Source organism: Actinocorallia libanotica (genome assembly GCF_039525175.1).
In the GTDB taxonomy this organism is placed as follows: domain Bacteria; phylum Actinomycetota; class Actinomycetes; order Streptosporangiales; family Streptosporangiaceae; genus Actinocorallia; species Actinocorallia libanotica.
The window spans coordinates 537691-550818 of the sequence record NZ_BAAAHH010000001.1 but is presented as its reverse complement, the minus strand read 5'-3'; the positions used below and the strand labels follow the sequence as shown (position 1 = coordinate 550818).

Annotated in this window: 10 protein-coding genes; 9 read left to right on the top strand and 1 reads right to left on the bottom strand. The window is 72.4% G+C overall.

The features are described from left to right. Positions 1 to 146: 146 nt before the first annotated feature. Entirely contained in the window at positions 147 to 407 is a 261-nt protein-coding gene (locus tag ABD140_RS02635) for a hypothetical protein (RefSeq protein WP_344236248.1), read from the bottom strand. A gap of 324 nt (positions 408 to 731) precedes the next feature. Here ABD140_RS02635 and ABD140_RS02630 point away from each other — a divergent pair, with 324 nt between their 5' ends. The 9 genes from ABD140_RS02630 to ABD140_RS02590 all read left to right on the top strand — a co-directional run bounded on the left by ABD140_RS02630 (position 732) and on the right by ABD140_RS02590 (position 13121). Beyond that, complete coding sequence (locus ABD140_RS02630; protein ID WP_344236246.1) at positions 732 to 3857, top strand: AfsR/SARP family transcriptional regulator; 3126 nt, start codon at positions 732 to 734, stop codon at positions 3855 to 3857. Between the two features lie 192 nt (positions 3858 to 4049). Then, on the top strand, positions 4050 to 5180 hold the full coding sequence (locus ABD140_RS02625) for an FAD-dependent oxidoreductase (RefSeq protein WP_344236244.1): 1131 nt from the start codon (positions 4050 to 4052) through the stop codon (positions 5178 to 5180). Between the two features lie 115 nt (positions 5181 to 5295). Then, positions 5296 to 6276 (top strand): sugar-binding transcriptional regulator, encoded by a 981-nt coding sequence (locus ABD140_RS02620; protein WP_344236242.1) that lies wholly within the window; start codon positions 5296 to 5298, stop codon positions 6274 to 6276. Positions 6277 to 6479: 203 nt separating this feature from the next. Beyond that, positions 6480 to 7553 (top strand): ABC transporter substrate-binding protein, encoded by a 1074-nt coding sequence (locus ABD140_RS02615; protein ID WP_344236240.1) that lies wholly within the window; start codon positions 6480 to 6482, stop codon positions 7551 to 7553. A 70-nt stretch (positions 7554 to 7623) separates the two neighbouring features. Further along, on the top strand, positions 7624 to 8418 hold the full coding sequence (locus ABD140_RS02610; RefSeq protein ID WP_344236238.1) for an ATP-binding cassette domain-containing protein: 795 nt from the start codon (positions 7624 to 7626) through the stop codon (positions 8416 to 8418). Then, positions 8415 to 9644: a sugar ABC transporter permease gene (locus tag ABD140_RS02605; RefSeq protein WP_344236236.1), complete on the top strand. Its 1230-nt coding sequence runs from the start codon at positions 8415 to 8417 to the stop codon at positions 9642 to 9644. The genes ABD140_RS02610 and ABD140_RS02605 overlap by 4 nt, the downstream gene beginning before the upstream one ends. A 2-nt stretch (positions 9645 to 9646) precedes the next feature. Continuing rightward, on the top strand, positions 9647 to 11110 hold the full coding sequence (locus tag ABD140_RS02600) for an FGGY family carbohydrate kinase (protein WP_344236234.1): 1464 nt from the start codon (positions 9647 to 9649) through the stop codon (positions 11108 to 11110). Next, positions 11107 to 12531, top strand: coding sequence for an FGGY-family carbohydrate kinase (locus ABD140_RS02595; RefSeq protein ID WP_344236232.1), 1425 nt, complete (start codon positions 11107 to 11109; stop codon positions 12529 to 12531). Before ABD140_RS02600 ends, ABD140_RS02595 begins: the two co-directional genes overlap by 4 nt. Next, positions 12528 to 13121 carry a histidine phosphatase family protein gene (locus ABD140_RS02590; protein WP_344236230.1) on the top strand — a complete coding sequence of 198 codons (594 nt, stop codon included), beginning with the start codon at positions 12528 to 12530 and terminating at the stop codon, positions 13119 to 13121. Before ABD140_RS02595 ends, ABD140_RS02590 begins: the two co-directional genes overlap by 4 nt. Positions 13122 to 13128 lie beyond the last annotated feature (7 nt).

The window sequence follows — 13128 nt, the reverse complement described above, 5'->3', positions numbered from 1 at the left end:
CATCGCTCCTCCTGCCGCGCGGCCCCGCTCAGGCCGCTGGCCGGAGTCTCGCTCCCGGAGGTCGACGTCCGGGTTGCAGTTCACCGGACGTCTCGGTTGCATTCCAGGTGAGCGAACGGAAATCGTCCGCTCACCTGGAATTAATTTCAGACGGACACCCCGCGAGAGCAGTCCTCCTCGGCCCCCGGCACGGTCACCGGTTCGCCGTAGCGGACCATGTAGATGACCATGTAGATGACCCAATCGATATCGATCCCCTCACAGGAAGAGGAACGTTCCGAAGTCTGCGAGAACGCCGGAGCATCGGCAGCCGCCCCGTTCACGGCTGCAGCCGCGGGCCCGGAGGCGAACAGCGAGCAGGCCACCACGACGGGGATCAGCATTTTTTTGGACGCCCTCAGGATCAAGCCGTTCGTCCCTTCTATATGCGCGCCAGGCACGAAAAGTTGGAATATTCATCGCCGGACAAGTAGATGAATATGGCGATAACTTATCACCCATTTAGGCGCGTCCGCCATTCAGAAGATCAACCACCACCTCACCAAAATGGCTACATGTCCATAACCCCACGCCCCCCGGGCCAACAAATCGCCACATATGGTGCAAGTGCCTGCATATGTCCCAAACTGGACAGTTTTCGCATAAGAAATATCTAACGCTAAACAAAGTTCATCCCCCTGGCGGGAACAATGGAGCCGAACGGCTAGGGCCAGTGTTTCGCCGGAGGCAGCATGGACGCCGCGCGACTTTTCGGACCTCTCTCGGTGACATGGGACGGGCGTCCCTGCGACCTCGGAGGCCCCCGCCACCAGAGCATCCTCGCGGTCCTCCTCCTGGAATGCGGACATCCCGTGGCGGCCGAAACCCTCATCGCACGTGTCTGGGACGACGAACCACCCGATGGAGCACGGAACACTCTGACCGTCTACATCTCCCGCTTTCGCCGCGACTTCCTGCGGCCGGACGGGACGGCCGCGAAGATCGTCTCGCAGACGGGTGGATACGCCCTGCACGCCGAGCCTGAGCGGGTGGACCTGCACCGGTTCCGCAGGCTGCGGAAGCAGGCGGTGGCGATCAGTGCGAGCGGCGACGACGACCGGGCCGTCGCCCTGCTGCGCGAGGCCGACGAGCAGGTACGGGGCGAGCCCCTCGCGGGCCTGCCGGGACGGTGGATGCAGTCCATGCGGAGAAGCCTGGCCGAGGAGGTGCGGGCGGCCCGCAAGGAGCGCATCGAACTGGAGCTGCGGCTCGGGCGGCATGCGGACGTGGTGAGCGAGCTGTACCTGCTGGCGGCCCAGCACCCGACCGATGAGGGCCTGGTCCAGCAGCTGATGACCGCCCTGTACCGCTGCGACCGGCAGATCGACGCGCTCAGGGTCTACCAGGACACCCGGGCCCTGCTGCGCCGGGAGTACGGCTCCGAACCGGGCGAGCGGCTGCGCGCGCTCCATGAGCGGATCCTCCGGCAGGACGTGGGCCTCGCCGTCACGCCCCGGTACCGCGGCAACCGCGACAAGCAGCCACACACGCTTCTCCCGCTCCCCGACACCCTCCTGGGCCGCGACACCGAGCTCGCCGAGCTGGTCCGCGCCGCGACCGACCGGACCGGACCGACGGTACAGATCATCCAGGGCATGGCCGGCGTCGGCAAGACCGCGCTCGCCCTCACCGCGGCGCACGTCCTCACCCGGCGGCGCCCCGACGCCCAGCTGTTCCTCAACCTGCGATCCCACGACCCCGAGCAGCCGCCGCTGAGCGCCGCGGCGGCGCTCAGCGAGCTGCTCCGCATGCTCCTCATCCCCGCCCAGCTCATCCCGCGCTCGCCGGAGGACCGCGCGGCGCTCTGGCAGCGCGAGCTGGCGGACCGCCGTGCTGTCATCGTCCTCGACGACGTCGCCGAGGCGGGGCAGATCGAGCCGCTCATCCCGCACTCCTCCAACTGCCATGTCCTGGTCACCAGCAGACGCGGCATGCAGGCCCTTCTGAACGCCAGGCACGTCCCGCTCGGCGTTCTCGGCTCCGCGGACGCGACGGCGCTGCTGGCCCATGCGGCCGGCGGGACGGATCTGGACCGGGATCCCGCGGCTCTGGAGATCGTCCGGCGCCTGGGGAACCTTCCCATGGCCATCCGGCTGGCCGCCGCGACCCTGCGTGACCGTCACGCGGGTGATACCGCCGCCTTCGCCGCCGACCTGGCGTCGAGCGAGACCGACAGGACACTCTCTCTTGAGAGTCCCGCGATGACGACCGCGTTCGCGTTGTCGTACCGGCGGCTCGGCCCGGCCGAGCAATCCATGCTGCGCTGCCTGGCCTTCAGCCCGTGCCCGCGCATCACGGTGAAGGCGGCCGCCGTCCAGGCGGGTGTCACCGTCCAGGACGCGCGGCTGAGCATCGGCACACTCGTCGACCACCACCTCCTCAACCCCGACGACCAGGGCGGGTACACCCTGCACGACCTGATCCGCTCCTTCGCCCGGGACTGCGGCCACGCGGAGGACACACGTACCTCCCGGCGCCGGGATTTCCGGCGGCTCCTGGCCTTCTATCTGGAGAGCGTGCGTGCCGCCGACCATGCCCTGCACCCGTTCCGCCGCCGGTTCCGCCGTCTTCCCGCCGGCTCGCCGCCCGACGTCTCGGCCGCGCGCGAGTTCCTGGCGGCCGAGTGGATGAATGCCCTCGCCGTCGCCCGGTACGCGATCCGTCATGAGGGGAAGCAGGACGGCGCGAGCCTCATCCTGGCGATGTCCCGGTACCTGGAGGCGTCCGGCCTGCGGGAAGAGGCGAGCGAGGCCTGTGCCCTCGCGCTCCAGGCCTTCCGCAGCCTCGACGACCGGCACGGCGTCGGCCAGGCCCAGTTCGAACTGGGCCTGGCCTTGTTCCGAAGCGGCCGCCCCGATGAAGCACTGCAGCACGGGCAGGAGGCGACCGCCCAGTTCCGCGCGCTGGGCGAGACCGCGGCGATGGCCGAGGCCATCGACTGGAACGGGGTCTTCCACTGGTCCACCGGACGAACCAGGGTGGCGCTGGCCTACCACCAGGAGGCATGGACCTTCTACCGCAAGATCGGAGACCGGTCCGGCGAGGCGCAGGCCCTCAGCCACGCGGGAATAGTGTTCTCCCAGCTCGGCCGGTATCCGGAGGCCGTCCAGCACCTCAACGACGCGCTCGTCGCCTTCCGCGCCGTCGGCGACAGACGGGGCGAGGGCATGACGCTCAACAACCTCGGCGAGGTGCTCCGCCACCGCGGTCTCCATCGGGACGCGATGGCGCTGTACCGCGAATCCTTGCAACTACTGACAGGCATCGTGGGCCGCCAGTACGAAGCGATCAACTGCAGCAATCTCGGCAGTATCTGGCACTACAAAGGCGAATACGATCGTGCCCTGGCCCACTTCCGGGAGGCCATCGTCGTCTTCCGCGCCTTCGGCGACCTGCGCAACGTTGCGAGTGTCCTCAACAGCATCGGCGCCAGCTACCACCAGATGGAGCAGCACAGCGAGGCCCTCATCCACCACCGCCGCGCCCACGAGACCGCTGAATCCGTCAACGATTCACAGGAGATCATGCAGGCGCTGGTCGGGACCGCCGACGCCGAGTGCGGGCTCGGCGACCACGCCAGGGCCCTGGAGACCTACCGGGCCGCCCTCCGCCTCGCCCGGGAGCTGGACGACCCGCTCCAGGAGGGCCGCATCCACGACGGCATCGGCACGGCCGTCCTGCACGTCGACGGTCCGGAGGCGGCGCGGATCCACTGGCGGCAGGCGTTCGACCTGTTCCAGGAGATCGGGGCGCCCGAGGCCCAGGCCCTGCGAATCCGGCTGGACATCATGGACGACGGGCAGTCCGCGACCGGCTGATCCGCACGGCCGGACGGCACGCCGCCGCACCGCGTGCCGCCGGAGCGCACGTCGCCGGAGCGCACGTCGCCGGGCTTCGCCGCCGCACCGCGTCGCCGGACCGCGTCGCCGGATCGCGAACGGGCGGGGGACCCGGATACCCGGCCTCGGAAGGGAATGTGAGAGTGGGTGGAGGCCGGGAGTGGAGGCGTCGTGAAGGTGCTGGTGATCGGAGCGGGGGTCGGGGGGCTCGCTCTGGCGCGGGGGCTGGTGGCGGACGGGCACCGGGTGCGGGTCTTCGAGAAGGCGCCGGGGTTGCGGTCGTCGGGCGGGGCGTTGACGTTGTGGAGCAACGGGGCGGGGATCGTCGCGGAGCTGGGGGGCGCGCTGGAGGGGGCGGGCGCGCCGATCGACGTGCTCGCGCAGTACGAGGCCGGTGGGCGGCCGCTGCTGCGGATGGACATGGTCCCCGCCGTGCGGAGGTACGGGTGGCAGCATGTGTGCGTGCCGCGGCGGCGGCTGGTGCGGCTGCTCGCCGACGGGCTGCCGGAGGGGAGCGTCTCCTTCGGGCGGGAGTGCACGGGAGTCGTCCAAGACGGGGACGGCGTGCGGGTGGACTTCGCCGACGGGAGCGGTGCGGCCGGGGACGTGCTCGTCGGGGCGGACGGGCACCATTCGGTGGTGCGGCGCGCGCTGCGGGGGCGGGAGGCCTGCAAGCCGAGCGGCTGGGCGACGTGGCAGGGGATGGAGCGCGTCCCCCTCGATCTCGTCGCGGGGCGGGAGGGGCGGCTGATCATCGGGCGGGAGGGCATGTGCGGGCTGCTGCCCGCGGGCGAGGGGCTGCTCCAGTGGTGGTTCGACCGGCCGTGGCGGCCGGGCGAGCCGCCGCCGGAGTCGCCCCTGGCCGAGCTGCGGCGGTGGTTCGGGCACTGGAAGTCCCCCGTACCGGAGGTCCTCGCCTCGATCGGCGGCGAGGAGATCGAGGTGTTCCCGCACTGCCGCCATCCGGTGCCCCGCACGTGGGGCGAGGGCCGCTGCACGCTGGTCGGCGACGCCGCCCACACCATGCCGCCCGCCCAGGCCCAGGGCGCCAACCAGGCGCTGGAGGACGCCTGGGCGCTGACCCTGGCGCTGCGGGGGGCGTCCGACGTCCCGGCGGCGCTGCGCCGTTACGAGCGCCGCCGCGCCGGGCACGCGGCGTTCGCCTCCCTGGCCGCGCGCACCGAGTACGTCAACCGGTACCTGCCTTCGCTGCACCGCCTCGTCCCCGACCGCCTGACCGGCCCCGCCTACACGTGGTGGCTGCGCAGCGTCAGCGGCTACCTGGCCGCGCTCCCCCGCTGAACGGGTCCGGGCGGGTTCCTCCCGTCCCGTCCCGGGCTCTAGGATCCTCCTCGGAACGGCGAACCCTGTCGCTTACACTTGTGCAGAACAATTTTTCCAACGGGGGGCGGGCCGAGTGGGCGCGGACATCACGGGTGCGGTCGGTGCCGAGAGCGCGGGAGGCGCCCGGTTCCCCCAGGAGCTGATGTACGCGGCGGCCACCCAGTACTACCTGGAGGACGCCAACCAGGCGGACATCGCCCGGCGGCTCGGCGTCAGCCGGGCGACGGTGAGCCGGCTGCTCACCGAGGCGCGGCGGCAGGGCATCGTGGAGATCCGGGTCCGCCGCCCGGCGGGCGCCGACGGGGGCAGGCTCGCCGCCGAGGTCGCCGAGGCCGTGGGCCTGCGCCAGGTCCACCTGGTGCCCAGGGCCGAAGGGGCCCGGCTGGGCCCCTGGCTGGCGCCCGGCGTGGCGCGCGCGCTGGCCGCGGCCGGGCTGCTGCCCGGCGACGTGGTCGTGGTGTCCTCCGGCTCCACGGTCTACGAGTGCGCCCAGGAGGATCTCGGCCACTTCCCCGGCGTCATGGTCGCGCCCGCGGTCGGCGGCCAGGAGGAGCCGCAGCCGTGGTTCCAGACCAACGAGACCACGCGCATCCTGGCCGAGCGGCTCGGCGGCGTCCCCAGCTACCTGTACGCCCCCGCCCTGCCGGGGCCCGCGCTGTTCGGGTCGCTGCAGGACGAGCCGTCCTTCCGCCGGATCAACGAGCTGTGGGGCCGCGCCAAGTGCGCCCTGGTCGGGGTGGGCGCGGCGCCGCTGATGCGCCAGGTCCTGCCGTCGTTCGTGCCCTCGGACGCCCCCAGCCTGCGCAACGCCGTCGGCGACGTGTGCTCGCGCTTCTACGACCAGGACGGCCTGCCGGTGTCCTATCCGGGCAGCGACCGGGTCGTCGCCACGAGCCTGGCCGACCTGCGCCGGATCCCGGTCTCGATCGCCGTCGCCGTCGGCCAGGAGAAGATCCCCTCGATCGTCGCGGGCGCCCGCGGCGGCTACTTCAACGTGCTCGTGTGCGACGTCCCCACCGCCGAGGGGCTGCTGGCCGCCGCCCGCGGCCGCTGACCGCACCGCTCTGACCTGGACATACCCTCGTTTTGTCCGTTTTTTCCAGACCTTTGCCCCGGTTCGGAACACTTGTGCTGGACATTTGTTCTGATCGGGCGCTACGGTGTCGGGCACCACGGGTCGACCCTCAGGTCCGTGCCACCCCGGAGCCGGGCCGTCGCGGAGAGCCCCGCGCGGCGCCGGTCAGTAAGGAAGTCATCATGAAGAAAGTTCAGCTGCGGGCGGCCGCTCTCGCCGTCTCCGCGCTCGTCGCCGGCGCCGCCCTGACCGCCTGCTCCACCGAGTCGGACTCCGGTTCGCCGGGGAGCGGCGACGGCGCCAAGGTCGCCTTCCTGATGCCCGACCTCGCCTCCACCCGCTACGAGCTGCAGGACAAGCCGCTGTTCGAGGCGAAGATGAAGGAGCTGTGCTCCGACTGCGACGTGATCTACCAGAACGCCGACTCCGACGCCGCCAAGCAGCAGCAGCAGGCGAACTCGGCGCTCGCGCAGGGCGCGAAGGTCATCGTCATCGACCCGGTGGACTCCGCCGCGGCGGCGAGCATCGTCAAGACCGCGCAGTCCCAGGGCGCCGCCGTCATCGCCTACGACCGGCCGATCCCCGACGCCCCCGCCGACTACTACGTCTCCTTCGACAACGAGAAGATCGGCTCCCTCATCGGCGAGTCCCTGGTCGAGCACCTGAAGGCCGAGAAGGCCGAGGGCGGCATCCTCCAGGTGAACGGCTCCCCGACCGACGCCGCCGCCATGCTCATCAAGAAGGGCATCCACAGCGCCGTCGACGACAGCGGCTTCGAGCTGCTGGCCGAGTACGACACCCCCGACTGGGAGCCGGCCAAGGCCCAGAGCTGGGTGAGCGGCCAGATCGCGCAGTTCAAGGACCGGATCGCCGGCGTGGTCGCCGCCAACGACGGCACCGGCGGCGGCACGATCGCGGCGTTCAAGGCCGCGGGCGCCGACGTCCCGCCGGTCACCGGCAACGACGCCGAGATCGCCGCCGCGCAGCGGATCATCAACGGCGACCAGTACAACACGATCTCCAAGCCGATCAAGATCGTGGCCGAGGCCTCCGCGGTCGTCGCGCACGCCTTCGTCAAGGGCGAGAAGCCCGAGGCCAAGACCACGCTGTACGACACGCCCTCCGAGCTGTTCGTCCCGACCGTCGTGACCCGGGAGAACGTCAAGGAGGTGCTCTTCGACAGCGGGATCATGAAGGCCGCCGACGTCTGCACCGCCGAGTACCAGAAGGCCTGCACCGAGCTCGGCATCCAGTAGCACGCGTGGCGCGCGCCGCCGTGCCCCGCGGCGCGCGCCGCCCCTCCACCCACCGTCAAGGAGCCCTCCCATGACCGCGAAGCACGCGGAGCAGGTGTTGTCCCTGCGCGGCATCAACAAGTCCTTCGGCGCCGTGGCGGCGCTGACGGACATCGAGCTCGACGTCGCGGCCGGCGAGGTCGTCGCGGTGGTCGGGGACAACGGCGCCGGCAAGTCCACCCTGGTGAAGATCCTCTCGGGCGTCCACCCGGCGGACTCCGGCGCCATCACCTTCGCCGGACGGCAGGTGGAGATCACCTCGCCGAAGGCCGCGCAGAAGCTGGGCATCGCCACCGTCTTCCAGGACCTGGCGCTGTGCGAGAACCTCAACGTCATCGAGAACCTGTTCCTCGGCCACGAGATGCGCCCGCTGCGGCTGGACACCGTGGCGATGGAGACGCGCTCGTGGGAGCTGCTGCGCCAGCTCTCGGCCAAGATCCCGACCGTGCGGGTGCCGATCGCCTCGCTGTCGGGCGGCCAGCGCCAGACCGTCGCCATCGCCCGCTCCCTGCTGGGCGACCCCAAGATCATCATTCTGGACGAGCCGACCGCCGCCCTGGGCGTCGCGCAGACCGCCGAGGTGCTCAACCTCATCGAGCGGCTGCGCGAGAACGGCCTGGGCGTGATCATGATCAGCCACAACATGGCCGACGTGAAGGCGGTCGCCGACCGGGTGGCCGTGCTCCGGCTCGGCCGCAACAACGGGACCTTCGCCGTCGACGAGGTCTCCCCCGAGGACATCATCGCCGCCATCACCGGCGCGACCGACAACGTGGTCACGCAGCGGGCCGCCAAGCGGCAGAGCAAGGAGGGAACGCGCCCGTGAGCGTGAACACCGATCTTCTGGACGAGCGCCTCCAGGCGCGCGACGGCCTGCGCGGCGCGGTCGCCTCCGTCATGGACCGCGCCAGGCAGGGCGAGCTCGGCATGCTCCCGGTGGTCGTGGGCCTGGTCATCATCTGGACGGTGATGCAGGTCCTGAACCCGGTCTTCCTGTCCAGCGCCAACCTCGTCAACCTGACCATGGAGTCGGCCGCGGTCGGCATCATGGCGCTCGGCATCGTGTGCGTGCTGCTGGTGGGCGAGATCGACCTGTCGGTCGGCTCGGTGAGCGGCCTGTCGGCCGCGATCCTGGCGGTGCTCTTCGTCGACCAGGGCCTGCCCGCCGCGGCGGCGGTGCTCGGCGCCATCGCGATGGGCGTCGTGGTCGGCTGGATCTACGCGCAGATCTTCAACCGCTTCGGGGTGCCGAGCTTCGTCATCTCCATGGGCGGCCTGCTGGGCCTGCTGGGCCTGCAGCTGTACGTGCTGGGCACCAAGGGCTCGATCAACCTGCCGTTCGACTCGGGCATCGTGCACTTCGCGCAGCTGGCGTTCGTCCCCGAGTGGCTGTCGTACGCGCTCGTCGCGGTCGCGGCCCTGTGGCTGTTCGCCAGCGGGTTCCTGCACGCCCGCGCCCGCGCCGCCGCCGGTCTGTCGGCCCGGGGCGCGGGCTTCCTGGCGGCCCGCAGCGTCGTGCTGCTCGCGGTCGTGGGCGGTGCCGTGTGGTACCTCAACCAGGGCCGCGGCGTGGGCTGGATGTTCGTGCTCTTCCTGGCCATGGTCATGGTCATGCACTACCTGCTCACCCGCACCAAGTGGGGCAAGTCCGTCTACGCGGTGGGCGGCAACGTCGAGGCGGCGCGGCGCGCGGGCATCAACGTCAAGCGCGTCTACACCTCGGTGTTCATCACGTGCAGCACCTTCGCCGCGGTCGGCGGCGTCCTGATGGCCTCCCGCCTGGCCGCCGCCAACCAGAGCAGCGGCACCGGCGACATCAACCTCAACGCCATCGCCGCGGCCGTCATCGGCGGCGTCAGCCTCTTCGGCGGCCGGGGCAGCGCGTGGGGCGCGCTGCTGGGCATCATCGTCATCCAGTCGATCTCCAGCGGGCTCACCCTGCTCAGCCTCGACTCCTCCATCCGCTTCATGGTCACCGGCCTGGTCCTGCTGCTCGCGGTGATCATCGACTCGGTGGCGCGCAAGTCCCGCACCTCCGCGGGCAGGGGCTAGCGGTGGGGGCGATCTGCGTCGACGCCGGCACCTCGGTGATCAAGGCGGTCGGCTACGACCGCCGCGGCGCCGAGACCGCCGTCGCCCGCGGCCGGGCCGCGGTCCGGCGACCCGCCCCCGACCGCGCCGAGCAGGACATGCACGAGGTCTGGGCCGCCGTCGCGGCGGCCGTGCGCGAGGTGCGCGAGGCCCTGGCCGAGCCCGTCGACTTCGTGGCGGTCACCGCCCAGGGCGACGGCGCCTGGCTCGTCGACGCCTCCGGCGAGCCGACCGGGCCCGCCGTCCTGTGGAACGACGGCCGCGCCGCGTCCGTGGTCGACCGGTGGGCCGCGGCGGGCCTGCCGGAGCGGGCGTTCCGCGTCGGCGGCAACCCGACGTTCCCCGGCCTGCCGCACGCGATCCTCACCTGGCTGCGCGAGCACGAACCCTCGCGCGTCGAGAACGCCGCGGCGTGCCTGACCTGCGGCGGGTGGGTGTTCTCCCGGCTCACCGGGCGGATCGCCGTCGACGCCTCGGACGCCTCCGCGCCCTTCCTCGACCTGCGGACGCGCCGGTACTCCCCGGAGCTCCTCGCCCTGTTCGGGATGGCATGGGCGGCCCCGCTGCTGCCCGAGCCGGTCGAGCACGGCGACCGCGTCGCCCCGCTGGGCGCCGAGGCCGCCGCGGCCCTCGGCCTCCCGGCGGGCACGCCCGTCGTCCTCGCGCCCTACGACATCGCCACGACCGCGTTCGGCGTCGGGGCGATCGAGCCGGGACAGGCCTGCGGGATCCTCGGCACGACCCTGTGCACCGAGACGACGGTCGCCGAACCGCCGCTGGACGGGGAGCCCGTCGGCGTCACGCTCGCCCTCGACACCGGCTACCTGCGGGCGTTCCCGACCCTGGCGGGCGCCGACGTCCTGCACTGGGCCTGCCGGACGCTCGGCGTCCCCGACCCCGAGGCGCTCGCCGTGCTCGCCGCCCGCTCCGCGCCGGGCGCCGACGGGCTGACGTTCCTGCCCTACCTGTCGCCCGCCGGGGAGCGCGTCCCGTTCACCGACCCGGCCGCCCGCGGCACGATCACCGGGCTGACCCTCAACCACGGCCCCGAGCACCTCGCCCGCGCCGTCTTCGAGGGGCTCTCCCTCGTCGTCCGCGACTGCCTGGACACGATCGGCGGGCGGATCGAGGACCTGCGCGTGTGCGGCGGCGGCGCCGCCAACGACTTCTGGGCCGCTCTCATCGCCGACGTGACGGGGCTGCCCGTGCACCGCTCGGCCGACCGGGAGGTCGGAGCGCGCGGCGCCCACTTCACCGGGCTCGTCGCCACCGGGGCCCGGACGGGCCTGGCCGAGGCGGCGCGCGAGCTCGTGCGGCTGCGCGACACCTTCACGCCCGACCCCGGCCGCGCCGGGATCTACCACGACAAGTTCACCGGGTTCCGGGCGCTGCGCTCCGGTGTCCCGCCCTGGGGGAGGCACGCATGACGGTCTGGGTCGGCATCGACCTCGGGACGCAGAGCGTCCGGGTGATGGCGGTCACCGGCACCGGCGACGTCGCCGGCTCGGCGTCCCGCCCGCTCACCAGCCGCCGCGACGGCGACCGGCACGAACAGGACCCCGCCTCCTGGTGGGACGCGCTGGCGTCCGCCTGCGCGGAGGCGCTGCGCGGAGTCGCGGGACAGGACGTCGGCGGCGTCGCGGTGGACGCGACCTCCGGCACCGTCCTGCTCGTCGACGACGCCGGAAAGCCCCGCTCCCCCGCCCTCATGTACGACGACCGGCGCGCTGCGGGCGAGCTCGCGCGGGTCAACGAGGTCGGGGGAGCGGTCTGGGAGCGGCTCGGCTACCGGGCCATGCAGCCGCCGTGGGCGCTGCCGAAACTGCTGTGGCTGCTGCGCGAGCACCCCGAAGGCACCCGGCTGGCGCACCAGAACGACTTCGTCAACCGCAGGCTCGTCGGGCACGAGACCGCGACGGACCTCAGCAACGCGTTGAAGACCGGCGTCGACCTCATCGCGGAGGAGTGGCCGTTCGACGTGATGGAGGCGCTGGGCGTCCCCGCCTCGGTGCTGCCGCCCGTCGTACGTCCCGGCTCCGTGCTCGGGACGGTCTGCGCGGCGGCGGCCGCCGCGACCGGGCTCCCCGAGGGCACCCCGGTGATCGCCGGGACGACCGACGGCTGCGCCGCGCAGCTCGGCGCCGGAGCCACCGCGCCCGGCAGCTGGAACAGCGTGCTGGGCACGACCCTCGTCCTCAAGGGCGTCACCCCGGAGCTCGTCCACGACCCCCTCGGTGTCGTGTACTCCCACCGCGCGCCCGACGGCGGATGGCTGCCGGGAGGCGCCTCCAGCACCGGGGCGGGCGTGCTCGCCCGGGACCTGCCCGGCCGCGACCTCGACGCCCTCGCCGCCGAGGCCGAGACCCGCACCGGCCTGGACGCCGTGACCTACCCGCTGGTCTCCCCCGGCGAGCGGTTCCCGTTCAACGCCCCCGACGCGCGCGGCTTCACCCTCGGCACGGCCGACGACGACGTCTCCCGCTACGCGGCGGCCCTGCGCGGCGCGGCCTTCATCGAACGGTTGTGCTTCGACTACCTCGATCTGCTCGGCGCGCCCGTCGACGGTGAGATCATCCTGACGGGCGGGGCGACCCGCAGCGGCTACTGGAACCGGATGCGCGCCGACGTCCTCGGCCGCCCCGTGACGCTGCGGGAGAACGCCGAGCCCGCCCTCGGCATGGCGCTGCTCGCCCAGGGGCTCACCGCGCGGATGGCACGCACCCGCGAGGTGATCGAGCCGCGTCCCGCCGACCCGTCCCTCTACCTGCGGTTCGTGGACGAGCTGGCCGCGCGCGGCTGGCTGCCCGCCCACGTCGCCGCGCACTCCCGCGAAAGAAGCACACGATGACCGATCTCGTCCTGGTCCGGCACGGCCAGACCGTCTGGCACGCCGAGAACCGCTACGCCGGCGTCAGCGACATCGCGCTGACCGACGAGGGGACGCGGCAGGCCGAACGCCTGGCCGTGTGGGCCAAGAGCGCCGACCTCGACGCGGTGTGGTGCTCCACGCTGAGCCGCGCCCGCATCACCGCGTCGGCCGCCGCCCAGGCCGCGGGCCTGGAGCTGCGGGTGGACGCGCGGCTGCGCGAGCTGGACTTCGGCGACGCCGAGGGCATGACCAAGGCCGAGATGGAGGAGCGCTTCCCCGCCGCGCGCGCGGCGTTCGAGGCCGACCCCGCCGCCCACCCGCTGCCCGGAGGCGAGGACCCGCACGCCGCGGCCGAACGCTTCCTGTCGTGCCTCACCGAGATCGAAGGCGGCCGCGTCCTGGTCGTCGCGCACACCACGGCGATCCGGCTGACGCTCTGCCGGATGCTGGGCATCCCGCTCGGCGAGTACCGGCGGCGGCTGCCGCGCCTGGACAACTGCGCCCTCACCGAGGTCCGCCTGCGCGAAGGACGCGCGGCGCTCCTGCAGTACAACACTCCCACCCAGTGACGGAGCT